The following is a 24,417-nucleotide window of genomic DNA, read 5'->3' on the forward strand; positions in this document are numbered from 1 at the left end:
CCGCAGACAAAACCAAACTCAGGGAATTGACGCAAGCGGTCAACGGCAGTATTGCAACTTATCCCGTGGTGATTTGGCCGGTCGGCTTGCAGCCACGTTAAACAAGTGGCTAAAAGGACCGGGGTTAAACCGGTCTGCTTTCGCGACCGGTTTTTTTGTTTTGAAAGTGGTGATGGCATGAGCAAGACTTGGCGCCCCGCAACCCAGCTCGTTCACGGCGGAACGCTCCGTTCGCAATTCGGCGAGACCTCCGAAGCAATCTATCTGACCCAGGGCTTCGTCTACGACACCTCGGAAGCCGCGGAAGCCCGCTTCAAGGGCGAGACGGATGGCTTCATCTACGCCCGCTACGGCAGCCCCACCAACGACATGTTCGAGAAGCGCATGTGCGCTCTCGAAGGCGCTGAAGATGCCCGCGCCACCGCTTCCGGCATGGCCGCCGTTTCTGCCGCCATTCTCTGCCAGTTGAAGGCCGGCGATCATATCGTCGCAGCCCGTGCCCTCTTCGGCTCCTGCCGCTGGGTGGTCGAGACGCTGGCGCCGAAATATGGCATCGAATGCACGCTGGTCGATGGCCGCTTCATCGAGAACTGGGAAAAGGCCATCCGACCGAATACCAAGGTGTTCTTCCTGGAAAGCCCGACCAACCCGACGCTGGAAGTCGTGGATATCGCCGCCGTCGCCAAGCTCGCCAACCAGATCGACGCCAAGGTCGTGGTCGACAACGTCTTCGCAACGCCGCTGTTCCAGAAGCCTCTGGAGCTCGGTGCGCACATCGTCGTCTATTCCGCGACCAAACACATCGACGGCCAGGGCCGCTCGCTCGGCGGCGTCATCCTCTCCGACAAGCAGTGGATCGACGAAAACCTGCACGATTATTTCCGCCACACCGGTCCGGCCATGTCACCGTTCACTGCCTGGACGCTGCTGAAGGGCATCGAAACGCTGCCGCTGCGCGTCAAGCAGCAGACGCAGAATGCCGCCAAGGTCGCAGATTTCCTCGCGGAACAGAGCAAGGTCGGCAAGGTGATCTATCCCGGCCGCAAGGACCATCCGCAGGCAGACATCATCGCCAAGCAGATGACCGGCGGCTCGACGCTGGTGGCCTTCGAGCTGAAGGGCGGCAAGGAAGCGGCCTTCAAGCTGCAGAACGCGCTGGAGATCGTCAAGATTTCCAACAATCTCGGCGACTCCAAGAGCCTGATCACCCATCCCGCCACCACCACGCACAAGAACCTCACCGACGAGGCCCGTGCCGAACTCGGTATTTCGCCGGGAACGGTGCGCTTTTCCGCGGGGATCGAGGACAGCGAAGATCTGGTCGAGGATTTCGCCCGCGCGCTGGCACAAGTTTCCGCCTGACTATATCTACCCAAACCCGCCCGAATATTGTTCGGGCGGGCTTACACATCTCGAAAACGAACCGTGCGCCTATACTTTCGACCGCCGACAATTAACCTTTAGAGTTATTCCTAACATCTGAAAATCCGAATGGTTTAATCCGTCAAAGGCGTTTTCACCAATCCATTCCTTGACGGAACAGGTCGCTTTATAGGATACCCCTAAGTATCCCGCTTTCCGTGGGATCATAGAAAGCGGATAAGGTGCCCTAGACTTAAATGCTGGAGCGTCCTTTGTGCGTTCGTTTGAGCGCGCGACGTTTCGGAGTAGTGACCAAGGTGTCAGGCATGTATCGCGCACTAACACACGACATCGAAGTTGTTGTCGAACCCTTTTATCTGGAGGAGCAATCCGATCCGGAAGACGATCGTTACGTCTGGGGTTACCGTATCATCATTTCCAACCACTCGACCGTCACCGTGCGGCTGGTGACGCGCTATTGGCACATCACCGATCAGAACGGCATGGTGGATGAGGTGACCGGGCCGGGCGTCGTGGGCGAGCAGCCCAGGCTGCGGCCCGGCGATACCTATGAATATTCCTCAGGCTGCCCGCTCGACACGCCATCGGGCATGATGTTCGGCCACTATCAGATGGAGACGGATGACGGGAAGCTGTTTCACGTCAAGATCCCCGCCTTCTCGCTGGATACGCCCAACCTGCTGCGGACGCTGAACTGAAGCTCGCTGGAGCGGTCGGCCTTTCACGGCATCGCCTCACCGCTCCATTTTTGCTCTTCGCACTTTCCTGAGATTGCTCAGGCGGCCGTCACCTCGGACACCTCGAAGCGATAGGTCGTCGAGCAGAACTCGCAGGTGACGGCGATTTCGCCGTTCTCCTGGCTCGCTTCGACCTCCTCGGCGGAGAACCCCCGCAACACACCCTTCAGCTTATCGCGCGAACAGGTGCAGCGGTCAAAAACCGCCTTGGGCTCATAAACGCGCACGCCGCGCTCATGGAAGAGGCGGAATAGCAAACGCTCGGTACCGACCTGCGGATCGGTCAATTCGTCGGCGTCGATCGTCTCGACCAGTGAGCGGGCTTCCGCCCAGGCGTCATCCTCGACGTGTACGCGCAGGCTGGTGTCACCGTCGCCGCCATGGAAGTCCGGCTGGCGCATGCGCTCCGGAGCTTCCGGCAGAAACTGCGCTACAAGGCCGCCCGCCCGCCAGCGATGGCGCGGCTTGCCGGCCTCATCGCGATCGAACAATTCGGCGGCCCCGAGGCGGACACGCGTCGGGATCTGTTCCGACTGGCGGAAATAGGTGCCGGCGATCTCCTCGAGCGACGCGCCGTCAAGCGCGACGATCCCCTGATAGGGCTGGCTGAAGCGACCCTGATCGATGGTGAAGGCGAGGACGCCCTTGCCGAGCAATTGTTCCGGTTCGGTCTTGCCGGCAGCCACGGCCTTGGCCAGCGCCTCGTCATCGAAACGGGCATAGGCGCGGACGTTCTCCGGCGTCGAGAAATCGGCGACCAGAAGGTCGACCGGCCCGTCGCTCTTCGTCTGCACGGTGAACTTGCCCTCGAACTTCAGCGAAGTGCCGAGCAACACGGTCAGCACCACCGCCTCGGCCAGCAGCCGGGCAACCGGGGCCGGATAGCTGTGCCGGGCGAGAATTGCGTCCAACAGCGGCCCAAGCTGCACGGCGCGGCCACGGACATCAAGACCCTCTACCTGGAAGGGAACGACATGATCGTCGCCGGCAAAATCGAATTGACCCAGCGAGGCTGCACTTTCCGCCATTGCTCTACTCCTACTGCGCCCGCGACATCAAACGCGGTTCTATATCTTCAGATCGCGCCCAGGCACCAAGCAAGAATCGACTTTTGCGCATGAAGGCGGTTTTCCGCCTCATCGAAAACAACGGATTGCGGACCGTCGATCACCTCGTCCGTCACTTCCTCCCCGCGATGGGCGGGCAGGCAATGCATGAACAACGCGTCCTTGCCGGCCTGTGCCATCAAAGCCGCGTTGACCTGATAGGGCTGGAAGACATTGTGACCGCGGGCCCGGTGCTCCTGATTCATGGAAACCCAGGTATCGGTTACCACACAATCGGCGCCGGCGACCGCACGGTCGGCATCATGCGAGAGCATGATTTCGGCGCCCTCGTTGCGGGCCCAGTTCAGATAGTGATCCTTCGGCTCGGAACCAAGGGGTACGGCCATGTTCATGCGATAGCCGAAACGGGCAGCCCCTTCGACCAGCGAATGCAGCACGTTGTTGCCGTCGCCGGTCCAGGCGATGGTCTTGCCCTTGATCGGACCGCGATGCTCCTCGAAGGTCATGATGTCGGCCATGATCTGGCAGGGATGCGTGTCGTCGGTGAGAGCGTTGATGACCGGCACGGTCGCGTGCTGGGCGAGTTCCAACAGGCGCGAATGTTCGGTCGTGCGGATCATGATGGCGTCGACATAGCGCGACAGCACCTTTGCCGTATCGCCGATCGTCTCGGCGCGGCCAAGCTGCATTTCCGTGCCGGACAGGAACAGCGTCTCGCCGCCGAGCTGGCGCATGCCGACATCGAAGGAGACGCGGGTGCGGGTGGATGGCTTCTCGAAGATCATCGCCAGCATCTTGCCGGCGAGCGGCTTGTCGGCCGCACCTGCCTTCAGCGCCTGCTTTCGCACGATGGCATCGTCGATGATGCTGCGCAGATCGGCAGCCGCGACGGCCGAGAGATCGAGAAAGTGTTTCGGTGAAGCCATGTCCCTACCTGTACTCCAAAAATGATAACGCCCGCCGTGGGGCAACAACGCCCCCGATCAGCGGGCGCTGAACTCAAGCCGACTTCTTGACGCGGGCGGCACGCAGGCTTTCGGCGGCACGTTCGATGCGGGCAATGCCTTCGCGCGCCTCCTCGGCCGTGACCACCAGCGGCGGCAGCAGACGGATGACGTTGTCGCCGGCCGGCACACCCAGCAGATGTTCGGCGCGGATCGCCTGCAGCAGGTCCGCCTGGGGAATGGCCGCCTTGATGCCGAGCAACAACCCTTCGCCGCGAACATCCTCGATAATATCCGGAAAACGATCCTTGAGCGAGGCCAAGCCCTGGCGGAACACCAACGCAACATCGCGCACATGCTGCAGGAAACCGTCTGATAGCACGACATCGAGCACGGCGTTGCCGACCGCCATGGCGAGCGGATTGCCGCCATAGGTCGAGCCATGCGTGCCCGCCTTCATGCCTGCGGCCGCTTCCGCGGTCGCAAGGCAGGCACCGAGCGGAAAGCCACCGCCGATGCCCTTGGCGACGGCCATGATGTCAGGCGTGATGCCGGCCCATTCATGGGCAAAGAGCTTGCCGGTGCGTCCGACGCCGGTCTGAACCTCGTCGAGGACCAGAAGCAGGCCATTCTCATCGCAAATCTGACGCAGGCCGCGCAGGAACTCGTTGGTCGCCGGGCGGATACCGCCCTCGCCCTGCACGGGCTCGATCAGGATCGCGGCTGTCGCATCGGTGATGGCGGCACGCACCGCGTCGAGATCGCCGAAAGGCACCTGGTCGAAGCCGGGCGCCTTCGGGCCGAAACCTTCGAGGTACTTTTCCTGGCCTCCGGCGGCGATCGTCGCGATCGTGCGGCCATGGAAGGCGCCTTCGAAGGTGATGATATGGAATTTCTCGGGATGACCCTTGTAGAACTGGTAGCGACGCGCCGTCTTGATGGCGCATTCCAGCGCCTCCGCACCGGAATTGGTGAAGAATACCTTATCGGCGAAGGTCGCCTCCGTCAGGCGCTTCGACAATTTCTCCTGACCCGGCACCTCATAGAGGTTGGACAGGTGCCAGACCTTATCGGCCTGCGACTTCAGCTCTGCAACCAGATGTGGATGGGCGTGGCCAAGCGAATTCACCGCGACGCCCGCGGCGAAATCGAGATAACGCTCGCCGGTCTCCGTGATCAGCCACACGCCCTCGCCTCGCTCGAACCGCAGCGGAGCACGCATATAGGTGTCATAAAGCGGCGCGGTTTCAGCCATGGCGCATTCTCCTCGATCACAACCTTTAGGGCCAATCGTTTCCTTCGAATGAAACGGGCCCGGAAAAATCAAAAATGCCGCCTTGCGGCGGCATGGGCACTATTGATGTTTTGCACTGCGATGTCAACAAAACTGGCGATTTAGCAGGTGCGGCAGAGCGCCTCTCGATGGATGGCATGTCTTCGACAACTTATATTGCATAAATGCCACTCACGTATAGCAAGTTGGGGAAAACCTCGAAATCGATTCCTCAAGATTCCCGCGACTCTTGTCACGGAGTCAGCCTCACACTAGGTTAAAAACCAATTACTAGACTGCATGCGGCGGAACTAGTCACCACAATTTTAAAGCGTTTCACGCCTCGACCCAATTCGAGGCAATGGTGAGGGATTCTGCCATCAGAAACGCGATAGCGGAGACAGGGCATGAATTGGACAGACGAACGCGTCGAGAAGCTGAAAAAGCTGTGGTCCGAAGGTTTGAGCGCCAGCCAGATCGCGGCACAGCTCGGTGGTGTCAGCCGTAATGCCGTCATCGGCAAAGTGCATCGCTTGAGCCTGCCGGGCCGAGCGAAGGCCGGTGGTGCGGCAACCACAGCTCGAGCGCCGAAGCGCAATACCTCGGCCCCACGCGCGCCGAATTACGCCTCGCGCGTTGCAACCCGCACGGTTACCCGCCAGCAGGGTGCGACGATGCTCAAGGAAGAGGTCGAGATCGATACGGTCAGCGAAGTCGAATATCGTCCGGCCGCCAATGTGGTCGTTCCGATCTCGCGCCGCCTCGGCCTGACGGAGCTCACGGAGCGCACATGCAAGTGGCCGGTCGGCGACCCGCTGAAGGAAGATTTTCACTTCTGCGGCAATGATAGCCCGGACTCTTCGCCCTACTGCACCTACCATCAGCGGCTGGCCTATCAGCCGGTGCATGACCGGCGCCGGGCCGCGCACTGAACCACACCAGCCAAATGAAAAACGGGCCGAAAGGCCCGTTTTCTGTTTCCGCCGCTATGTTGGATGGCCAATCGGGTTGCCCCGATCAGGCCTCCCCCATCAGGCCTCCATGGAATAACCCGCGCCGCGAACGGTGCGGATGACGTCCTGCATGTTGGAGAAATTCAGCGCCTTGCGCAGGCGGCCGACATGCACGTCGACGGTGCGTTCGTCGACATAGATATCATGCCCCCACACGCCGTCGAGCAACTGAGACCGAGAGAAGACGCGGCCGGGGGACGACATCAGGAATTCCAGAAGGCGGAATTCCGTCGGCCCCAACCGCACTTCACGGCTCTTTCGGTGGACGCGATGGGTTTCGCGGTCCAGTTCGATATCGCCGCAGCGCAGTACCGTGGACAGGACCTCCGGGCGGGCTCGGCGCAACATCGCCTTGACGCGGGCCATCAGTTCCGGCGTCGAGAACGGCTTGACGACATAGTCGTCCGCGCCGGTGGAAAGGCCGCGCACGCGCTCGCTTTCCTCGCCGCGAGCGGTGAGCATGATGATCGGCAGGCGCTCCGTCTCCGGCCGCATGCGCAGCCGACGGCAGAGCTCGATGCCGGACACGCCGGGGAGCATCCAATCGAGGATCAGAAGATCGGGGATGCGCTCCTGGAGGCGCAGCTCAGCTTCGTCGCCTCTCAGGATAGTGTCGACCTCGAAGCCCTCGGCCTCGAGATTATAGCGCAGCAGAACGCTTAGCGCTTCCTCGTCTTCTACAACAGCAACTCTCGGAACCATGCGCCTCTGGTCTCCTTCTCTTGGTGTCTACTTTATTCCGTTACCGAACCGACGGTGTTGGCGGTATCGTCCTTCGGGCGCTCGCCTTCGGGCTGGGCACCGGTCGCCATGTAATAGATCGTCTCGGCGATGTTCGTGGCATGGTCGCCGATGCGCTCGATGTTCTTGGCGCAGAAAAGAAGATGCGTGCAGGTGGTGATGTTGCGCGGATCTTCCATCATGTAGGTCAGCATCTCGCGGAAGAGCGAGGTGTACATGGCGTCGATTTCCTCGTCGCGTTCGCGGATCGACACGGCCTTGTCAGGTAAACGGGTCGAGTAGACGTCGAGCACTTCCTTGAGCTGGACGAGCGCCAGTTCGGAGAGGTGTTCGATGCCGCGGGCGAGACGACGCGGAACGCCGGTGCCCTGCACGGCGATGACGCGCTTTGCGGTGTTCTTGCCGAGATCGCCGACGCGCTCCAGATCGGCGGCGATGCGGATGGAGCCCATGATTTCACGCAGGTCCGCAGCCATCGGCTGACGGCGGGCGATGGTGACGATCGCCTTGTCGCCGACTTCGCGCTCGGCGTGGTCGAGAATGACGTCATCGGAGATGACCTTCTGCGCAAGGCTGGCATCGCCGTTTACCAGGGCGCGGACGCTGTCGCTGACCATCTGCTCCGCCAGGCCGCCCATTTCGGAAATGCGGCGCGTCAGGAACTTCAGGTCTTCGTCGTAAGCGGAGAGAATGTGTGTTGAGACCATTTTTTTATCCTCTAGGTGAAAGATGTGAAAGGAACCGCGCGGGGAGCATCATCAGCCAAAACGGCCCATGATGTAATCCTGCGTGCGGTAATCATCGGGATTGGTGAACATCTTATCGGTATCGTTCTCCTCGACCAGATGGCCGAGATGAAACATTGCGGTACGTTGCGAAACGCGGGCTGCCTGCTGCATGGAATGCGTCACGATGACGATCGTGAAGTTTTCCCGCAGCTCATGAATGAGTTCCTCGACTTTGGCGGTGGCGATCGGATCGAGCGCGGAGCACGGCTCGTCCATGAGAATGACCTCGGGACTGACGGCGACGGCGCGGGCGATGCAGAGGCGTTGCTGCTGACCGCCTGAGAGGCTAGTGCCGGCATCATAGAGCCGGTCCTTCACCTCGCCCCACAGCCCGGCCTTCTGCAGACTGGTTTCGACGATATGGTCGAGATCGCTCTTGGACCGATGCAGCCCATGGATACGCGGACCATAGGCCACATTCTCGTAGATCGACTTCGGAAACGGATTGGGCTTCTGAAACACCATGCCGACGCGGGCACGCAGCTCGACGACATCGATTGAGTTGTCGTAGATATCCTGATCGTCGAGCGTGATTTTGCCGGTGACGCGGCAGGTGTCTATCGTATCGTTCATGCGGTTGAGGCAACGCAGGAAGGTGGACTTGCCGCAGCCGGAAGGACCGATCAGCGCGGTGACAGTGTTGGCGCGGATGTTCAGATCCACGTCGAACAGCGCGCGCTTCTCGCCATAATGGACCGAGACGGCCTGACCGATCATCTTGTAGGGGATCGTCATCATCTTCTTGGCCAGTGCTTTTTCGCTCGCGGCTTCCGTCATCATGTTCATTCCATCGCCTCCCGTCACCAGCGCCGCTCAAAGCGACGGCGCAGCAGGATGGCCCCGATGTTCATCGCAACAAGGAAGAAGAGCAGGACGATAATGGCTCCGGAGGTTCTCTCGACAAAGGCGCGCTCAGCTTCGCTCGCCCACATGTAGATTTGCACCGGCAGGGCCGTCGAAGGATCGAGCGGCCCTCTCGGATAGTTGGCGACGAAGGCGACCATGCCGATCAGAAGCAGCGGCGCCGTCTCGCCGAGCGCATGGGCAAGGCCGAGGATCGTACCCGTCAGGATACCCGGCATGGCGAGCGGCAAGACGTGATGGAAAACCATCTGCATGCGCGATGCGCCAAGCCCGAGCGCGGCACTGCGGATCGACGGCGGCACGGCGCGCAATGCCGAGCGCGTGGCGATGATGATCATCGGCAGCGTCATCAGGCTCAGCACCAGCCCGCCGACCAGCGAGGCGGAACGCGGCAGGCCCATGAAGTTGATGAAGACCGAGAGGCCGAGCAGGCCGTAGACGATCGACGGCACCGCGGCGAGATTGTTGATGTTGACCTCGATCAGATCCGTCAACCGGTTCTTCGGCGCGAATTCCTCAAGGTAGATCGAGGCGGCGACGCCGACCGGCAGCGCCAAGACCAGCACGGTCAACATGAGATAGAGCGAGCCGATTAGCGCGACGCCGAGACCCGCGGCCTCCGGGCGACTGGAATTGCCGGACAGGAACAGACCGGTATTAAACGCCTCGTGCAGGGCGCCGGCGGCGGCGAGCTGCCTCATCCAGGCGAGTTGCTGGTCGGAGACCTTGCGGTCCTTTTCGTCCGCCGTCAGGTCGATCTGTCCCTTGTAGGCAGAGTCGATATTGGCACTGGCGAGGAAAGTGACCTTCACCGTCTTTCCGATGACAGAGGGATCGGCCACGACCTTGTCGCGCAATGCAATGCGTGCGCCGTCCGATACCATTTCCATCGCCTGGCGCACGAGCGCCCGATTGGAAGGATCGATGCCCAGCGCCTTCACCACGGCGTCGCGTACCAGCGCCGTATAGTTGGCTGATATCAGGACCTTCGGATCACTGGCCCCCTTGCCTATGGGATCGATGACCTTCTCGGTGAACTCGATCGGCAGGGCGATGGAGGTCTGCACGAAGGCAGTGTAGCCGTTGCGGACAACGGTCGAGACGAGAATAATCAGGAAAACCAGTCCGAAAATGACGGCGGCCATCCCATAGGCACGAAAACGCCGCTCGGCCGCATAACGTCGCTTGATGCCGATATCCCGCCGCGCCGGAGCGCCTGGCGTCAATCCGCGCGACATATTCGGTGCCTGGGAGGATACGACATCGCTCATTCGTATTGCTCCCGGTAGCGGCGGACGACGTAAAGCGCGTAGACATTCAGGCAAAGGGTCAGACAGAACAGCGTTATGCCGAGTGCGAAGGCAACCAGTGTCTGCGGCGATGTGAATTCCGGATCGCCGGTCAACTGACTGACAATCTTCACCGTGACCGTCGTCATCGGCTCAAAAGGATCGAGCTGCATGCGGGCGGCAACGCCGGCGGCCAATACCACGATCATGGTCTCGCCGATCGCCCGTGACGCCGTCATCAGCAGCGCGCCGACGATGCCCGGAAGGGCCGCCGGCAGGAGAACGCGCTTGACCGTTTCCGAGCGCGTGGCGCCAAGGCCGAGCGAGCCGTCCCGCAGCGACCGCGGCACGGCCATGATGATGTCGTCGGACAGAGAGGAGACATAGGGAATGAGCATGACGCCCATGACGAGGCCGGCGGTCAGCACGCTCTGCGCCTCGATGAAATTGGCATAATTGCCGGTCAGCAGGCCATTGAGATCAGCCGAGATATCTCTCAGGAAAGGCCCTACCGTGACGAGCGCAAAGAAGCCATAGACGATGGTCGGAATGCCGGCCAATACTTCGAGCATCGGTTTGGCGACGGAGCGCACGCGCGCCGAGGCATATTCGGCCATGTAGATCGCGGCAAACAACCCGACGGGAACGGCGACCAGCATGGCGACGAAGCCGATATAGAGCGTGCCGGCCAGCAACGGAATGAGGCCGAACGTGCCAGACGTTTGTGAGCCGGCGCCGGTGAAGCGCGGGTCCCAGACGGTACCGAAGAAGAACTCGGCAGCCGGGACCATGTTGAAGAAGCGGGCGGCCTCCGACAGCATCGAAGCGACGATGCCGACCGTCGTCAGCACGGCGATGGAGGAGGCAATGATCAGGCCGCCGAGAATGACCTGTTCCACCCGGTTGCGGGCGCGAAAACGCGGCGCGATGGCACGCAAGCCGTGGATGGCACCGAACACCGAAAGAATGATGGCCGCCACGGACATGACGACATGGCTCACATGCCGCATGCCGTTATATTTATTGGCGGCGTCTATCATATAGCCGGTCGGCCGGATGGCGAGCGGGATGCCTTTCTGCGCTAGGACCAATTGCAGATCAGCCGAGCCGTTGGCGACGTTGGCAAGGTCCCGGTCATCGAGCTGGCGCATGCCATGGGCGATGCTCCGCACTATGCCGTAGGTGAGTTTGAGTTCGGCGGCCGAGAGGGTTTTCACCTCCTCCGGAAAGGATTCGACCACGAAACGGTCGATAACCTGCGGGCTGACCACCAGCCAGGCGCCGATCAACGCCAACGCCGGCAATACCGCCCAGATGGCCGCATAGGCGCCGTGGTATCCAAGCCGCGAATGCATGGCCGAGGATCTGTTGCCCGACAGCGCAGCCGCTCTCGTCCGCCCCAGCACGAAAGCAAAGGCGCCGATGATCGACAGACACAACAGCAGCAGTGACAAACTCATTCCCATTCCCCGGCGAACGCCGGCACGGCGGCAAGCCGCGCCGACGGGCAGTCCTTATGCAATCACATGATCTTCCCGTCCGCGAAATCCTTGCGAATCTGGTCACGCTCGGAATCCGGCGCCGGCACCAGGCCGTATTCGGCAAGCGGGCTGTCCGGTCCGATCATCTGATCGCTCGTGAAGAAGTCGACATATTCCTTCAGGCCCGGAATGACGCCGAGATGCGCCTTCTTGACGTAGAAGAATAGCGGCCGCGACACTGGATAAGTGCCGTCGGCGATGGTTTCGCCCGAGGGCACGATGCCGCTCACCGGCGCGACCTTCAGCTTGTCGGCATTGTTCTGATAGAAGTAGAGGCCGAAGACGCCGATGCCATGCTTGTTGGCATCGATGCGGGCGAGCGTCTCGGGATAATCGCCGTCGATATCGACCGCCGCGCCGTCCTTGCGCACCGCAATGCATTTCTTGGTCTGCTGATCGGGATCGGAGACCGTCGCCTTGATGACATCGAGCGCACCGGAGCCCTTGCAGCCGGCGGCGAGCACCTTCTCTTCGAAGACCTCGCGCGTGCCATGCTTCTCACCCGGAATATAGGCTTCAATCTCAAAGGCCGGCAGGGCCGGATTGATCTCCGACCACTTCTTATAAGGATTGGGAACCAGCTTGCCGTTCACCACGACTTCGGCCGCCAGCGCCTTATAGAGATCGGCCGGCACGAATTTCATGTCGGGATTGCTTTTGTCGAAAGCGAAGACGATGCCGTCGTAGCCGATCTTGACCTGCTGGATATCGGCAACGCCGGCAGCCTTGCAGGCCTCGACCTCGCTAGCCTTGATGGGGCGCGACGAATTGGCGATATCGATGGAATCGGGGCCGACGCCCTTGCAGAATTCCTTGAGACCGGCACCGGAGCCGCCGGATTCAACGACCGGCGTTTTGAAATTCGTGAAGGTCTCACCAAAACTCTCGGCAACGATCTTGGCATAGGGGAATACGGTGGAGGAACCTGAAATCTGAATCTGATCACGGGCCGCGGCGGCGCCAGCGAAAGCGGCGGATGCAACCAACGCTATGACAGACAGTTTCAACGTGTCCATGGTGAACCCTCCCTGACGGGCTTTGAAGAGCGCGACGGCGAACGGAGCATCCGCCTGTTCAACATCTCTTTTTTAGCGGTCAAAGCACCGCCCTTTTATGTCAGGCGAGTGAAACAATTATGACAAATCAACCCCTTGAAATTTATCAATGAAGTTGCGCCGAAAAGGGGTGATTTACGAAGGCGTTCAGAAGCGGACCGTAAAGTCCGTTCCTTTCCCGACTTCCGACTTGACGATAAGCCGTGCGCGGTGACGGGTGAGAATGTGCTTGACGATGGCGAGCCCGAGGCCGGTGCCTTTTTTCGAGCGGCTGTCTTCTACATTGACGCGATAGAAGCGCTCCGTCAGGCGCGGCACGTGTTCCGCCGGGATGCCCGGCCCTCTGTCCGAGATGATGACCTCGACGGCCTGGCCCAGTTCGTTCAAGACGGAAACCTCGACCACCTTCCCTTCCTGACCATATTTGCAAGCATTCTCGATCAGGTTTTCGAAGACCTGCACCAGTTCGTCGCGATCACCCAGCACTTCCACCTTCCCCGGCGGCAGATGCAGATTGATGGTGACGTCGAGATCGTCGGCAAGCGGCAGCAGCGCGTCGCGGACATGGCCGAGCAACGGCACGAGATCGACCTTCTGATCCGGCGCGATGTGCGATTTCAGCTCCAGCCGCGACAGCGACAGGAGATCGTCGACCAGGCGACTCATGCGCGTCGTCTGGTCGAACATGATGCCGAGGAAGCGCTGCTGCGCCTTCGGATCCGCCTTGGCCGGCCCCTGGATGGTTTCGATGAAACCGCGGAGCGAGGCGAGCGGCGTGCGCAGCTCATGGCTGGCGTTGGCGACGAAATCGGATCGCATGCGGTCGATATGGCGGAGTTCGGAGATATCGCGGAAAGACAGCGCAAAGAAGGTGCCGGGCTCGATGTCGGTTTCCGGCAGATCGACCGGGGCGATGCGGACGACATAGACGCGCTCGGACGGCAGGCGCTCGGAATGTTCGATCTGGTTCGGCGTATTGGTGGTGATCGTCTCGCGCACCATGTCGAGAACGCCGGGGGAGCGCAGCTTGGCGGAGATATGAGCATTGAGCGGAAACGCGCCGAACGCTTTCTCGGCGGCGGCATTCTGCATCAGAACGGACGCCTCGCGGTCGATGATCAGCACCGGCACGTCGAGCGCGGCAAGGCCGGAGAACACCGTGCGAAGCACGGTTTGCGGATCGGTAGGAACCATCTCGACGGGTGCCGGCGGCGCGGCCTTCTCAATGAGCGGCCGGCGAATCAGCGCGACGATCGCAACGACCACCCAGAGCCAGAAAACGATGCCGGTATTGATACCCTCGATAAGCGCCAAAACGGCGATCAGCGTCGCCAGAACTAGCATGGCGATCTCCTGCCGCAGCCGTGCAGCCAGCTTTCTGAGGAATGACCATTCGTCTTCCAAGTGTACCCGTCCCTTTGCCTGTCATAGCGGAATCCAAGACTCCGGGTCTTAGCGGGGATTCATGACAGAAGTTTTCGGCTCTATCCACACAAGCCCGCAACTGACAACAATAAATGTAGCCGGCGAATGAGGATGTCCGCAAAAGGCTTGAAAATACTGGATAAATGACCCAACTTGCCCGTGAGGCTTTTTTTGCCGCACGGGCAGATATCGTTAAGATGGCGTAAATTGCGGAGGAGCAGAGCACATGGCAGAGGACGTGAAAAGCCGTGCGGTGGAGCTGGATATGCATGGCAAGACGCGCATATTCGATGTCGATGACCCTGTGCTGCCAGACTGGATCGACGACGAGGCGCTTGCTTCCGGAGGCTATCCCTACAAGAAGAAGCTAAAGGAAGAAGAGTATCTGGAAGAGCTGGAAAAGCTGCAGATCGAGCTCATCAAAGTGCAGTTCTGGCTGCAGGCGACCGGTAAGCGGGTGATGGCGCTCTTCGAAGGTCGCGACGCCGCCGGCAAGGGTGGTGCGATCGCGGCAACGTCGGCACATATGAACCCCCGCCTCGCGCGCGCCGTGGCGCTGACCAAACCGACCGACCGGGAAGCCGGGCAATGGTATTTCCAGCGCTATGTCGCCCAGTTCCCGACGGCAGGCGAATTCGTGCTGTTCGATCGTTCCTGGTATAACCGCGCCGGTGTCGAGCCGGTCATGGGCTTCTGCACGCAGGAGCAATACGAGCAATTCCTGAAGCAGACCCCGCATATGGAAAAGCTCATCGTCCAGGACGGCATTTTCTTCTTCAAATTCTATCTCGATATCGGCAGGGAAATGCAGCTCAAGCGCTTTCACGACCGACGCCACGATCCGCGCGCCGTGTGGAAGCTCTCCTCCATGGATATCGCGGCCCTGACCAAATGGAAGGACTATAGCGAAAAGCGCGACCGGATGCTGAAGGAGACGCATATGGACTATGCGCCATGGACGGTGATCCACGCCAACGACAAACGTCGTGCGCGCCTCAACCTCATCCGTCACATTCTGCTAGCGCTTGATTATGACGGCAGGGACGAGAAGGCGATCGGCGAGATCGACGACAAAATCCTTGGCATGGGATTGCATGTTCTCAAATAGGCAGGATGCACCCTAGCCTTACTGCCCCGGCAGGACGCGGATTGCGTAGATGTTGATACCGCGCGCCTTGCCGTCGACATCGCTGTTGATGATCAGGCGACCCGGTGTCGTGGGCGCAAGCGAACGATCGTAGCGGACCTGGAACAGCGCATCCGTCTTCTGGCGGGTCACGTCGAAACGATGACGGCCGCAAGAGCCGAGCGAGCCGAAATCGCACTCGACGGTGATTTGCGTCGGTGTATCCGAGGTGGACTGGAGCGTAAGCGCGACGGTCGACGATTTTCCGGCCAATTGCTGCAGCACGTTTGCCGGCACTTCGACGGATGCGTTGCCATCGGCACCGCTGGTCTCAGAGGTTAGCCGCACTGCGGGGCCTTCGTTTTCCGAGACATTCTCGGCCTTGGCCTGCGGGCCGCTGGCGACCTTGGCCAAGTCGGTCGGCTTGAAGATCTCGATCCACTCTTCCGAGAAGCTGTTCTGCGGATCGATCGTCGCCAGCCCCGGATTGGCGGGGGGGCCACTGTTATCGTCGTCATCGGACGTATCGTCGGCATTGTTGTTGCCGTTGAAATCCTGGGAATCGACATGCGCGGGCGGATTGGGAACGCTGGTGTCGCGCTGGGCCGCCGTCATGAACACGCCTGAGGTTTTGATCCACCAGGCACCGACACCGAGGAAGGCGAGGAGGATGCAGAAGACCAGCAGGCGGGAGAAGAACTTGCGCGGCTTGCGGCGGACGGCGGCACGCTCGGGCTTGAAATTCATCGACCGCGTTGCGGCCGGCGCGGCGACGGCCTGGCGTTCATCGCTATCGGCGCCGAGATGATCGGCGGGGCCGGCTCGCATGTCGCCAAAATCGCTTTCCGGTGCGGCGGGTTCGACGGGAACGGAGGCTTGGCCGGTAACGGGGTGGTCGCGCGTCTCGCCGCGAACGCTCATGACAGGCTCCTGCTCCTGTCGCTGCTGCATCGGTCGCGGGGCCTGCTGTTGCGGCGGCGCGGGCGGCACGTAAGGCGCCTCCACCTCGGGTGCAGCAGGCGGCTCCGGCGGGCGGGCACGCTCCTCGCCTTCGATCGCCCGGATGGTCGCCTCCAGGCGTTGGCGCTGAGCCGAAATAATGCCGATATCGGTAATGTCCTGCTTGCGAAGCCCTGCTTCGAGCGCCTGTCGCGCCGATTGATAGATACGAGCCCGGATTTCCGGATTGGCGCGCTCGGATCGCTCCAACGCGCTTCTGATAGCCGTTTCTAATCCGCTCACATCAGGTCCTTTACTCTCACTCGCGATGCGCCCGCATACTCTACCGCAAAACGACCATTTCTTTACTATTCGCTAACCGAATTCGGTAACGCCCCGACCGGCAATGTGCAAGTCTCTCGAAAAGAGGCGCGAACACTCGGGCGGGGATAAATGGCAAAGACGACACAAATGGGGTGGCGGCGGGCACCAGGCAGTAGGCAGTAGGCAGTAGGCAGTAGGGGAAGGCGTCAATCGCGGATGCCGTCAATCACTATTGCCCACTGCCTATTGCCTACTTCCCCCATCTTCCCCTCCCGACGCACATCTGCTATCCCTTTGACGTTTTCGTAAACGTCAAATACGGATGATGTTCATGGCCCTTCCCTCCGTCCTGACCGAGCGCCTGCGGCTGCCGGTCGTGGCCTCTCCCCTCTTCATCATCTCGCATCCGGCTTTGACGCTGGCCCAATGCAAGGCCGGTGTCGTCGGTGCGTTTCCGGCGCTGAACGCCCGGCCGGAGAGCCAGTTGGACGAATGGCTGGCGATGATCACGGAAGATCTCGCTGCGCACGACGCCGCGCATCCCGAACGCCCGTCGGCTCCCTTCGCCGTCAATCAGATCGTCCATGCCTCGAACAAGCGGCTGGAACATGATCTGATGCTCTGCGTCAAATATAAGGTGCCGATCGTCATTTCCTCGCTCGGCGCGGTGCCGGAGGTCAATGCGGCCGTGCATTCCTATGGCGGCATCGTGCTGCACGATATCATCAACAACCGTCATGCCAATTCGGCCATTCGCAAAGGAGCCGACGGGCTGATTGCGGTGGCGGCAGGCGCAGGCGGCCATGCCGGCCAGCTTTCGCCCTTCGCGCTCGTTCAGGAAATCCGCGAATGGTTCGACGGGCCGTTGCTACTTGCCGGCGCGATCGCCAATGGCGGCGCGATCCTGGCGGCCCAGGCGATGGGCGCGGACATGGCCTATATCGGCTCGCCCTTCATCGCCACCGAGGAGGCGCGCGCGGCGGAAGCCTACAAGCAGGCGATCGTCGACGGCGCGGCCGCCGATATCGTTTATTCCAACTTCTTCACCGGCGTCCACGGCAACTACCTCAAACCCTCGATCCGCGCCGCCGGCATGGACCCGGACAACCTGCCTGAAGCCGATCCTTCCAAGATGGATTTCGAAACGGCCACGACCGGCGCCAAGGCCTGGAAGGATATTTGGGGCTCCGGCCAGGGAATCGGCGCTGTCAAAGCAATCGAACCGGTGGCCGCGCTTGTCGACCGGCTGGAGGCGCAGTATCGTCAGGCGCGCGCCCGGCTGGCGCTCTGAGAACGCTCGAAAGCGCGCCTGCTTTTTCACAGGCCCCTCGCTTTTTTGCCAATCGGCAATTTGAGCGCTTGAAATCTCGGCGCATTGACTGTATCAGCGCCATGCAAATCGCAGGGCCATACCGATCGGCCCGAAATGCCGCTTTAGCTCAGTCGGTAGAGCACATCATTCGTAATGATGGGGTCACGTGTTCGAGTCACGTAAGCGGCACCACTCCCCTTTGCAAATTCTCTAGTATTTCCAATCAGATATTCGAACACTACCCGCGCTCGGCAAGCTCGCTAGCTCTACCGATTGAGCTAAAGCGACACGGAAGTAATGAGGATAGAATGAGATGGGCCTGTTTCTAGGTTCACCCGCGTATCCCACGAATTGCATGGCGTTGGTCAGCAGCTATCCATTGACAAAAAGAAATCCTCCCCTGTGCTTTTGGCTTTGACGGGGACAGAGGGGGACAGCTCCCCAGGGGTGTATAGTGTATGGCACCCTGAAATTTTCTCAGAGAAATTCCGTTAATTTCGCTTTGCCGTTGTTCACAAGATAATCATTCGAAACGCCCTCGACTCTTTGAGTTGAATCTGTCTGAATCTCTGTACAACTCAAGATTCGGGAAGAAAGGGCGAATCATGGCTCAGTACAAACATGGTCAGTACCTGCATCAGAATAATCACGCTGAATTTGATAAAGAACATACCCCGGGGACGGTGGTAGCTAACTCCGGTATCTATCGTTGTAAGAACTGCGGTGACGAGATCGCGGCGAACAAGAATCAGCCCCTTCCACCTCAGAATCACCATCAGCACCCAAACGGGCTCCCAATCAGGTGGCAGCTCTTGGTCTTTGCTCAGACGCAGGGATAAGCACATGGGATTCCCCTTTGTCGTCAATATGGACAAGACAGGTGAGGCTCTCGTCAATCGTGTCTCTGATGCCGTAGGTGGGATTTTCAAACCTTGGCAGACCACGAGAACAGCTAAGGCCGAAGCAGAAGCGAAGAAGATTCTAGCTGTAGCTGACCTAGAGATTACTGAAATCCGGGAACGGGCCACGAGACGGATGCTTCTTGAGGAGGAGAAGAACCAAGAGAACATCGAATCTGTAACAGCGAAGGCCATTCCCCATCTCTCGGAAGAGGCAAAGCCGGAAGAGCTGGACGAAGATTTTGTCAGGTATCTTTTCGAAAAGGCACGGCTGGTTTCGAATGAGGAGATGCAATCTGTCTGGGCAAAGATACTAGCAGGAGAAGCCAATAGGGCAGGCTCGTTTTCCCGAAGGACGGTGGAAGTCGTCGCTCAGATGGACAAGGAAGATGCTGAGCTATTCACAAGGTTCTGTCGAAGCATATGGATCATAGGTGGTTTGGTCCCAATTGTTCTCCGAACCGATGGCGGGCGTTCGAATGACAAATTTTCCTTGTCTTTCTCAGAATTGCAGCATCTCGATGATATTGGCTTAATTGTCTTTGAGAACATCTCCGGGTTTAGGAAACTGAAAATCCCACAAACATTCCGCGCTGATTATTATGGATGCCCTGTTGACCTACATTTTGTGGGTAAGGAGAATAACCGCCTAGAGGTGGGCGTTGCGATAATGACGACTACCGGCATTGAATTGGCCATGATTGCCGGTCCGGTTTCTTCGCTGGAAGCGTTTGAGACAGGGGTACACTATTTTATGGGTCAAAACGTAGGCGTTTCCATACCCATCGATGCAAAGGATAAATATCTGGACCTATGATAACAGCGGGAACCCAAGGGTTCACTTCGTTCACGGGTGCGAGGAAGAAAATGGATACCCCGCGCTGCTGGCTTCCAATCACTCAAGTGACCAATATGCCGCCACAGAGGCTGGCTTCACGCATCCGAGGCCCTGGAGGCTGGTTCGAGATTTTTAGGGGCTTGTGCTCCGGTCGCAGACGACAGCGGCACCTATCCCCCGAGTAAGGCAGACACGGCCACGAAAAAAACCGCGATAGCCTTTGAACATTCTCTCTCCACGATAAAAAAGCGGCGCCAAAGTTGGTAGTTGACTCATAATAATATGAGCTTACTGATCTCTCATCTGATTGGATTTGACCCCTGATCGGATCGTGCAAGCAGCTCGACCGCCGGTTCGGTCGGGCTGCTTGTTGTGGAAGCCGGAAACAGCGGTTCAGGCGGTGGATGGTTTCGGCGGCTATGCCCTGATGAACAGGGCGCCCACCAAGCCAAAAACCACGATCGACTGCAAAATGAACATTGGCCATTCGGCTGACATTGGCTTTCCTCCTGTTTTTATGAACATAGGGAAGCACTAATGTTTGTCGATTGTCATGTAATCACTTTGATTGCGAGAGGCAGACACCACTTCTTACGCCGCTGTTATTGTGCGTCGAGGATGAAGTTCATCGATGCATTAAGAACATGCGAAGGTGGGCGGCTTACAAAGCCGCCCTACACCCTTCTATCCTATCTCGGCGCTGCCACCGCCGAAGCATCTTCTTACACGACTATGACTTTTCGCCATGCGCTGAAATCACGGCGCGTTTTGCCTGCTCGCCTGCTGATTTGCCCAGAGCGCCTCGTCCGTCAGACGTTGCCGAATCTCCTGCTTTTGCTCGGCAATCATCGCGGAAATGAGGAAAGCATCGACGATCCACCAGATGCCCAGCGCAGCTAGGAGGGCGATGCCGATGACAATGAATGTCGTAAGCCAACCGAGTACGAACAGAAGCAACTGCACTACCCCGCTGCCGGTTCTACCGAGGTAAAACCGGTGAGCGCCCAAAGTGCCAAGAAAGAACCAAAGCAAGTAGGCTGCGCCCACCGATTTTGCTTCATTGGTCACACGTTGTTCGACCAATATTTGCTCTTGCGTGGAAAGCCCCATTTTCCCTCTCAAGTGATTTCCGGCGCAAGCCCCCTCACGCCATAATAGATCGGCGCATTAAAACTCACGCCTAGATAGAGAATTGCAACTCCATCGAAGTGAAGTCAAGCATTCGATCGTCGTCTATTTGTGATATTCGTCGAAACCGGCGCGCAATGTGCGCCATCCATCCTTTTGCGTCACCATCATCCGATCCATTCAGAGGAACCATCATGATCCACGTTCTCGCCATCCTCACCGCGCAGCCCGGCAAGCGTGCCGCCGTGCTCGAAGCCTTCCAGGCGAATGTCCCGGCCGTGCATGCCGAAGACGGCTGCATCGAATATACCGCGGTCGTGGATGTCGAAGGCGCGGACCCGGCGTTTGGTCCCGATACATTCGTGGTGGTCGAAAAATGGGAAAGCATGGCGGCGCTTAAGGCACATGCCGCTTCGGCGCATATGGCCGCTTATGGGGAGAAGGTGAAGGACCTTATGGCCGCGCGCGCCGTGCATGTGCTGAGCCCGGTCTAAGTCGCACATTACGACAACGCTCCAACGGCGCCCTTTTGGCGCCGTTTATTATAACCCGCTTGCCTGGGTTAGCTGGTTGCCTGCTCAGTACCAGGGATCGTAGTAGCGGTCACGCCAGTAAGGGCGATAGTACCCATGGCGGTAGCCCCAATAATCCCCACCGCGCCAGTAGCGGTCGCGATAGTAGTAGCGATGGTAGCCGTAGCTTGGGCCGACATAGAAGCCGAAGCCCGGCGAGATCACGACGCTGGGACCGTAGTGCCGATGATGGTGGTAATAGTACCGACGATGAGCATCAGCATTGGTTACTGGCAAAGCGAGGATACCCAGCGCTACTAACGCCGTTGCGATGATCCTCATTTCTCTTCTCCTTACACGCATCCGTAAGGCCGGCGATACCTATGCCGGCCCGGATCACATCATTCCCGCACAAGCGGGGTATGGAGTTAAACGCTCAAGGGGAATGCATGTTCCGGAAGCTAAAGCTATGAGGTATGGGAGAAATACGGCCTGTACGCGCGGGCCTGGCGATTAAGCTCCGTTCCGTATGGACGTCAGGATGCGTCCCGTCAGTCCAAAATCTCCTAAGATGCTGGGCGACTTCGAGCAGCTTCCGTTGCGCCCACCAGCTCGCGCACCGCCTCCTGGATCAGCCGGCAGGCATCGACGGAAGCACGGCGGCCATTGTGGGCGAGGTGATAGGAAAGCGGCAAAATCTGATCCGGATTGACGATCCGCACCTTGTCGGCAATCGGCGCGGCGCTGACGCGGCCGAGAAACGAAACATAGCCATGATTGGCGACAAGGTCGACGATGACGGGAAGCGAGTCGGCCGAAGTGATGTCGCGGCCGCGAAACCGGCGACGGTCGCCGCTGTCGTAGCCGAAGGCCGTGGCCGCATTGCCGATGCCGGTGCGCGAGCTCGGCACGCAGAGCGGATGGTTTTCGACCAGCGCCGTCACCGTCTGTTCCGTGCTGCCAGGCGGCGCGATCGCTACCATGTCGGTTGCCACCAGCTCCATATGCTCGAAGGCATCGAGACCGAAGACGGAATCGACGATGGCGACGTCAATGCGACCGGATCTCAGCGCCTCACGCAAATCGTCGGCGGTCATCAGCATCAAGGACAGCGTGTTGCGGTTGCCGCTGATGTTCCAGCGCGCCACAAGGCTGGCAAGCGAGCGGGCCACCCAGCTCTCCGAGCCGGTCGGGATGATCGACCCGATGCGCACGGCCCGCGCCGCCCGCTGAAATCGCTCGTCCGCCGCCGCCTTCATCTCGTCCCAGGCCTCCGCGATACCGGCAAGGATGGCATAGACCTCGCGACCGACGTCGGTCAGCACCGAACCCTGCGCCTGTCGTTCAAACAGGCGGCAACCGAACAATTCTTCCAGATTGGCGATCTGCAGCGAAAGCTGCGGCTGACCGAGACGCAGGCGGCGGGCGGCGCGATTGATGCTGCCCTGATCGGCGACCTCCAGGAAACGTTCAATGGTGGCGATCCTCAACGGTAGCCGCGCAGCCCATTGGGGATAGTCCTGTGGTGCGGGAGGTTCTTTCGTCAGCACCGAGAGTTGCCGCATGGCGGAGAGGATCGGCTGCAGGCCCTTCTGCACCTTCGAGCTGGCAAGCAGGGTGGCGAGCTCGCCCGATGCTCGCTCGACGAGCTTTATCGCCAGTTCCGTCTCCAGTCGCCGAAGCGCGCTCGACACGGTCGAGGCCGAAAAAGAGAGCCTGCGGGCCGTCTCCCTGACGGAGCCGATCGAGAAAACCGTGTCGGCGATGAACAATGCCCCGAGATACAAACCGGCCATCCTTTCGAGCCTGCCACATACCCTGCCTCGCATGCAGCCGAACCACTATGCCGGCACGATATGATGTGTTCTCAAAAAAAGATATCCCAAACCAAAAGAGCGAGGACTATCGTTCGATGACCGCCTAACTGACCCAACAAAACCCAAGAGATCGGAACGGCGGCGAAACAGGTAGGGGGAACAAAAACAAACGCACTTACCCCCGAAAAAAGAAATCTATTTTCGCGCTTATGCCGGTCACCCTCGTCATAATCGCGCGGCGACTGCAGGTGGCGGACTGGCGTGTCATCGATTTTTCGGTGGCGAGCGCTATCTCCCAGACGCAGACAGGACTTCGCATGCGGGTTCTTCGGCCCGCAGTCATATGTGGCGTGTCCGGGGACCGGATTTGAACCGAACGGATACGCCAGACTAACGGTTCAACGGGGTACAAAGGGAAACATCATGTTCAAGAAGTTCGCACTCGCCGCCGCGCTAACGGCTTTCGTCGCCAGTGGTGCCAGCGCTGCCGACGTCGTGGTCTCCTCAAAGATCGACACGGAAGGCACGCTGCTCGGCAATATCATCTTCGCCGCGCTCAATGCCAACGGCATCAAGGCGAAGGACCGCATCGCGCTCGGCACGACGCCCGTTTTGCGCAAGGCGATCACGGCCGGCGAAATTGACATTTACGCCGAATATACCGGCAATGCCGGCTTCTTCTTCAACAAATCAGACGATCCGGCCTGGAAGAACCTGCAGCAGGGTTATGATCTGGCGAAGAAGCTCGATTACGATGCCAATAAGATCGTCTGGCTGACGCCCTCGCCCGCCAACAACACCTGGGCGATCGGCGTTCGCAACGACGTCGCCGGCCCGGCCAAACTCAAGACCATGTCCGATTTCGGCAAGTGGGTTGCCGGCGGCGGGCCGGTCAAGCTTGCGGCGTCTTCCGAGTTCGTCAACTCGCCGGCGGCTCTGCCGGCCTTCCAGACGACCTACAACTTCCAGATCAAGCCAGAGCAGGAAGTCGTGCTCTCCGGCGGCGACACGGCAGCGACGATCAAGGCTGCGGCCGACCAGACCAACGGCGTCAACACCGCCATGGTCTACGGCACTGACGGCGCCATCGAAGCGGCTGAACTGACGGTTCTCGAAGACGACAAGAGCGTGCAGCCGGTCTATGCGCCGACGCCGATCATCCGCGAAGCCGTATTGAAGGCCAATCCGAAGATCGAGGAAGTTCTGGCCCCGATCTTCAAGGGCCTGACTGCCGACGTGCTGCGCAAGCTGAACGGCCGCATCCAGGTGGACGGCGAGCCGGCCAAGTCGGTTGCCGAATCCTACCTCAAGGAAAACGGCTTCCTGAAGTAAGACTTTACCTATCACCCCTGCGGCTCCGCTTTGATAAGGTGGGGCCGCATGGATATTTGATGAGGCATGA

23 protein-coding genes, 1 tRNA gene and 1 riboswitch are annotated in these 24,417 nt (G+C 59.7%); of the genes, 9 read left to right on the forward strand and 15 right to left on the reverse strand.

Annotation, left to right across the window (positions count from 1 at the left end):
• The first annotated feature begins 55 nt into the window (after nucleotides 1-55).
• Nucleotides 56-134, forward strand: a riboswitch (SAM riboswitch).
• A gap of 43 nt (nucleotides 135-177) precedes the next feature.
• Nucleotides 178-1,362 (forward strand): O-succinylhomoserine sulfhydrylase, encoded by a 1,185-nt coding sequence (locus tag ACXHXG_RS04600; RefSeq protein WP_104821930.1) that lies wholly within the window; start codon nucleotides 178-180, stop codon nucleotides 1,360-1,362.
• A 326-nt stretch (nucleotides 1,363-1,688) separates the two neighbouring features.
• Nucleotides 1,689-2,081, forward strand: a complete 393-nt coding sequence (gene apaG / locus ACXHXG_RS04605; protein ID WP_104821929.1) for a Co2+/Mg2+ efflux protein ApaG — start codon at nucleotides 1,689-1,691, stop codon at nucleotides 2,079-2,081.
• Between the two features lie 77 nt (nucleotides 2,082-2,158).
• Here the strand turns inward: apaG and ACXHXG_RS04610 are convergent, their stop codons facing one another.
• From ACXHXG_RS04610 to ACXHXG_RS04620, 3 genes are all read right to left on the reverse strand, one after another.
• Nucleotides 2,159-3,148 carry an Hsp33 family molecular chaperone gene (locus ACXHXG_RS04610; RefSeq protein ID WP_457898592.1) on the reverse strand — a complete coding sequence of 330 codons (990 nt, stop codon included), beginning with the start codon at nucleotides 3,146-3,148 and terminating at the stop codon, nucleotides 2,159-2,161.
• Nucleotides 3,149-3,195: 47 nt separating this feature from the next.
• On the reverse strand, nucleotides 3,196-4,113 hold the full coding sequence (gene argF / locus ACXHXG_RS04615; protein ID WP_104821927.1) for an ornithine carbamoyltransferase: 918 nt from the start codon (nucleotides 4,111-4,113) through the stop codon (nucleotides 3,196-3,198).
• 73 nt (nucleotides 4,114-4,186) lie between these two features.
• Complete coding sequence (locus tag ACXHXG_RS04620; RefSeq protein WP_104821926.1) at nucleotides 4,187-5,386, reverse strand: aspartate aminotransferase family protein; 1,200 nt, start codon at nucleotides 5,384-5,386, stop codon at nucleotides 4,187-4,189.
• A 425-nt stretch (nucleotides 5,387-5,811) separates the two neighbouring features.
• On the opposite strand from ACXHXG_RS04620, the gene ACXHXG_RS04625 reads away from it, so the two are divergent.
• The gene (locus ACXHXG_RS04625) at nucleotides 5,812-6,336 is read left to right on the forward strand and encodes a GcrA family cell cycle regulator (RefSeq protein ID WP_104821925.1); all 525 of its coding nucleotides are present in this window, start codon (nucleotides 5,812-5,814) and stop codon (nucleotides 6,334-6,336) included.
• A gap of 99 nt (nucleotides 6,337-6,435) precedes the next feature.
• Here the strand turns inward: ACXHXG_RS04625 and phoB are convergent, their stop codons facing one another.
• From phoB to phoR, 7 genes are all read right to left on the reverse strand, one after another.
• Nucleotides 6,436-7,119 (reverse strand): phosphate regulon transcriptional regulator PhoB, encoded by a 684-nt coding sequence (gene phoB / locus ACXHXG_RS04630; protein ID WP_004128368.1) that lies wholly within the window; start codon nucleotides 7,117-7,119, stop codon nucleotides 6,436-6,438.
• A gap of 32 nt (nucleotides 7,120-7,151) precedes the next feature.
• The gene (phoU, locus tag ACXHXG_RS04635; protein ID WP_104821924.1) at nucleotides 7,152-7,865 is read right to left on the reverse strand and encodes a phosphate signaling complex protein PhoU; all 714 of its coding nucleotides are present in this window, start codon (nucleotides 7,863-7,865) and stop codon (nucleotides 7,152-7,154) included.
• Nucleotides 7,866-7,916: 51 nt separating this feature from the next.
• Entirely contained in the window at nucleotides 7,917-8,732 is an 816-nt protein-coding gene (gene pstB / locus ACXHXG_RS04640; RefSeq protein ID WP_283049001.1) for a phosphate ABC transporter ATP-binding protein PstB, read from the reverse strand.
• A 14-nt stretch (nucleotides 8,733-8,746) separates the two neighbouring features.
• Nucleotides 8,747-10,081 (reverse strand): phosphate ABC transporter permease PstA, encoded by a 1,335-nt coding sequence (pstA, locus tag ACXHXG_RS04645; RefSeq protein ID WP_104821922.1) that lies wholly within the window; start codon nucleotides 10,079-10,081, stop codon nucleotides 8,747-8,749.
• The gene (gene pstC, locus ACXHXG_RS04650; RefSeq protein WP_457898593.1) at nucleotides 10,078-11,559 is read right to left on the reverse strand and encodes a phosphate ABC transporter permease subunit PstC; all 1,482 of its coding nucleotides are present in this window, start codon (nucleotides 11,557-11,559) and stop codon (nucleotides 10,078-10,080) included. The genes pstA and pstC overlap by 4 nt, the downstream gene beginning before the upstream one ends.
• A gap of 62 nt (nucleotides 11,560-11,621) precedes the next feature.
• Entirely contained in the window at nucleotides 11,622-12,656 is a 1,035-nt protein-coding gene (locus ACXHXG_RS04655) for a substrate-binding domain-containing protein (RefSeq protein WP_457898594.1), read from the reverse strand.
• A 186-nt stretch (nucleotides 12,657-12,842) separates the two neighbouring features.
• Nucleotides 12,843-14,039, reverse strand: coding sequence for a phosphate regulon sensor histidine kinase PhoR (phoR, locus tag ACXHXG_RS04660; RefSeq protein WP_104821919.1), 1,197 nt, complete (start codon nucleotides 14,037-14,039; stop codon nucleotides 12,843-12,845).
• 307 nt (nucleotides 14,040-14,346) lie between these two features.
• On the opposite strand from phoR, the gene ppk2 reads away from it, so the two are divergent.
• Entirely contained in the window at nucleotides 14,347-15,228 is an 882-nt protein-coding gene (gene ppk2 / locus ACXHXG_RS04665) for a polyphosphate kinase 2 (RefSeq protein ID WP_104821918.1), read from the forward strand.
• A gap of 18 nt (nucleotides 15,229-15,246) precedes the next feature.
• Here the strand turns inward: ppk2 and ACXHXG_RS04670 are convergent, their stop codons facing one another.
• Complete coding sequence (locus tag ACXHXG_RS04670) at nucleotides 15,247-16,488, reverse strand: hypothetical protein (protein ID WP_457898595.1); 1,242 nt, start codon at nucleotides 16,486-16,488, stop codon at nucleotides 15,247-15,249.
• Between the two features lie 352 nt (nucleotides 16,489-16,840).
• Between ACXHXG_RS04670 and ACXHXG_RS04675 the strand changes: the two genes are divergently transcribed.
• On the forward strand, nucleotides 16,841-17,800 hold the full coding sequence (locus ACXHXG_RS04675; protein WP_457898596.1) for an NAD(P)H-dependent flavin oxidoreductase: 960 nt from the start codon (nucleotides 16,841-16,843) through the stop codon (nucleotides 17,798-17,800).
• Between the two features lie 137 nt (nucleotides 17,801-17,937).
• Nucleotides 17,938-18,013, forward strand: a tRNA-Thr gene (locus ACXHXG_RS04680).
• A gap of 386 nt (nucleotides 18,014-18,399) precedes the next feature.
• Here ACXHXG_RS04680 and ACXHXG_RS04685 read toward each other — a convergent pair.
• The gene (locus ACXHXG_RS04685) at nucleotides 18,400-18,666 is read right to left on the reverse strand and encodes a hypothetical protein (protein WP_457898597.1); all 267 of its coding nucleotides are present in this window, start codon (nucleotides 18,664-18,666) and stop codon (nucleotides 18,400-18,402) included.
• Between ACXHXG_RS04685 and ACXHXG_RS04690 the strand changes: the two genes are divergently transcribed.
• Nucleotides 18,665-19,537: a DUF2806 domain-containing protein gene (locus tag ACXHXG_RS04690; RefSeq protein ID WP_457898598.1), complete on the forward strand. Its 873-nt coding sequence runs from the start codon at nucleotides 18,665-18,667 to the stop codon at nucleotides 19,535-19,537. The two genes, ACXHXG_RS04685 and ACXHXG_RS04690, sit on opposite strands and share 2 nt — an antisense overlap.
• Before the next feature lie 777 nt (nucleotides 19,538-20,314).
• Here ACXHXG_RS04690 and ACXHXG_RS04695 read toward each other — a convergent pair.
• Complete coding sequence (locus ACXHXG_RS04695; protein WP_104821913.1) at nucleotides 20,315-20,668, reverse strand: TM2 domain-containing protein; 354 nt, start codon at nucleotides 20,666-20,668, stop codon at nucleotides 20,315-20,317.
• Between the two features lie 212 nt (nucleotides 20,669-20,880).
• Between ACXHXG_RS04695 and ACXHXG_RS04700 the strand changes: the two genes are divergently transcribed.
• Nucleotides 20,881-21,180, forward strand: a complete 300-nt coding sequence (locus ACXHXG_RS04700; protein ID WP_104821912.1) for a putative quinol monooxygenase — start codon at nucleotides 20,881-20,883, stop codon at nucleotides 21,178-21,180.
• 84 nt (nucleotides 21,181-21,264) lie between these two features.
• On the opposite strand, the gene ACXHXG_RS04705 is transcribed toward ACXHXG_RS04700, so the two are convergent.
• Both ACXHXG_RS04705 and ACXHXG_RS04710 read right to left on the reverse strand, forming a co-directional pair.
• Entirely contained in the window at nucleotides 21,265-21,495 is a 231-nt protein-coding gene (locus ACXHXG_RS04705; protein ID WP_158704415.1) for a hypothetical protein, read from the reverse strand.
• A 269-nt stretch (nucleotides 21,496-21,764) separates the two neighbouring features.
• Entirely contained in the window at nucleotides 21,765-22,985 is a 1,221-nt protein-coding gene (locus ACXHXG_RS04710) for a LysR family transcriptional regulator (protein ID WP_104824971.1), read from the reverse strand.
• A 453-nt stretch (nucleotides 22,986-23,438) separates the two neighbouring features.
• On the opposite strand from ACXHXG_RS04710, the gene osmF reads away from it, so the two are divergent.
• Nucleotides 23,439-24,347, forward strand: a complete 909-nt coding sequence (osmF, locus tag ACXHXG_RS04715) for a glycine betaine ABC transporter substrate-binding protein OsmF (protein WP_104821910.1) — start codon at nucleotides 23,439-23,441, stop codon at nucleotides 24,345-24,347.
• Nucleotides 24,348-24,417: the final 70 nt, after the last annotated feature.

The sequence above is a fragment of the Rhizobium sp. LEGMi-198b genome, assembly GCF_054114205.1.

What these genes read in the sequence shown, in the direction of transcription:
- ACXHXG_RS04600 (WP_104821930.1), top strand. Translation starts at nt 178, where the DNA reads ATGAGCAAGACTTGGCGCCCCGCAACCCAGCTCGTTCACGGCGGAACG.
- apaG (WP_104821929.1), top strand. Translation starts at nt 1,689, where the DNA reads ATGTATCGCGCACTAACACACGACATCGAAGTTGTTGTCGAACCCTTT.
- ACXHXG_RS04610 (WP_457898592.1), bottom strand. Translation starts at nt 3,148, where the DNA reads ATGGCGGAAAGTGCAGCCTCGCTGGGTCAATTCGATTTTGCCGGCGAC.
- argF (WP_104821927.1), bottom strand. Translation starts at nt 4,113, where the DNA reads ATGGCTTCACCGAAACACTTTCTCGATCTCTCGGCCGTCGCGGCTGCC.
- ACXHXG_RS04620 (WP_104821926.1), bottom strand. Translation starts at nt 5,386, where the DNA reads ATGGCTGAAACCGCGCCGCTTTATGACACCTATATGCGTGCTCCGCTG.
- ACXHXG_RS04625 (WP_104821925.1), top strand. Translation starts at nt 5,812, where the DNA reads ATGAATTGGACAGACGAACGCGTCGAGAAGCTGAAAAAGCTGTGGTCC.
- phoB (WP_004128368.1), bottom strand. Translation starts at nt 7,119, where the DNA reads ATGGTTCCGAGAGTTGCTGTTGTAGAAGACGAGGAAGCGCTAAGCGTT.
- phoU (WP_104821924.1), bottom strand. Translation starts at nt 7,865, where the DNA reads ATGGTCTCAACACACATTCTCTCCGCTTACGACGAAGACCTGAAGTTC.
- pstB (WP_283049001.1), bottom strand. Translation starts at nt 8,732, where the DNA reads ATGAACATGATGACGGAAGCCGCGAGCGAAAAAGCACTGGCCAAGAAG.
- pstA (WP_104821922.1), bottom strand. Translation starts at nt 10,081, where the DNA reads ATGAGCGATGTCGTATCCTCCCAGGCACCGAATATGTCGCGCGGATTG.
- pstC (WP_457898593.1), bottom strand. Translation starts at nt 11,559, where the DNA reads ATGAGTTTGTCACTGCTGCTGTTGTGTCTGTCGATCATCGGCGCCTTT.
- ACXHXG_RS04655 (WP_457898594.1), bottom strand. Translation starts at nt 12,656, where the DNA reads ATGGACACGTTGAAACTGTCTGTCATAGCGTTGGTTGCATCCGCCGCT.
- phoR (WP_104821919.1), bottom strand. Translation starts at nt 14,039, where the DNA reads ATGCTAGTTCTGGCGACGCTGATCGCCGTTTTGGCGCTTATCGAGGGT.
- ppk2 (WP_104821918.1), top strand. Translation starts at nt 14,347, where the DNA reads ATGGCAGAGGACGTGAAAAGCCGTGCGGTGGAGCTGGATATGCATGGC.
- ACXHXG_RS04675 (WP_457898596.1), top strand. Translation starts at nt 16,841, where the DNA reads ATGGCCCTTCCCTCCGTCCTGACCGAGCGCCTGCGGCTGCCGGTCGTG.
- ACXHXG_RS04690 (WP_457898598.1), top strand. Translation starts at nt 18,665, where the DNA reads ATGGGATTCCCCTTTGTCGTCAATATGGACAAGACAGGTGAGGCTCTC.
- ACXHXG_RS04685 (WP_457898597.1), bottom strand. Translation starts at nt 18,666, where the DNA reads ATGTGCTTATCCCTGCGTCTGAGCAAAGACCAAGAGCTGCCACCTGAT.
- ACXHXG_RS04695 (WP_104821913.1), bottom strand. Translation starts at nt 20,668, where the DNA reads ATGGGGCTTTCCACGCAAGAGCAAATATTGGTCGAACAACGTGTGACC.
- ACXHXG_RS04700 (WP_104821912.1), top strand. Translation starts at nt 20,881, where the DNA reads ATGATCCACGTTCTCGCCATCCTCACCGCGCAGCCCGGCAAGCGTGCC.
- osmF (WP_104821910.1), top strand. Translation starts at nt 23,439, where the DNA reads ATGTTCAAGAAGTTCGCACTCGCCGCCGCGCTAACGGCTTTCGTCGCC.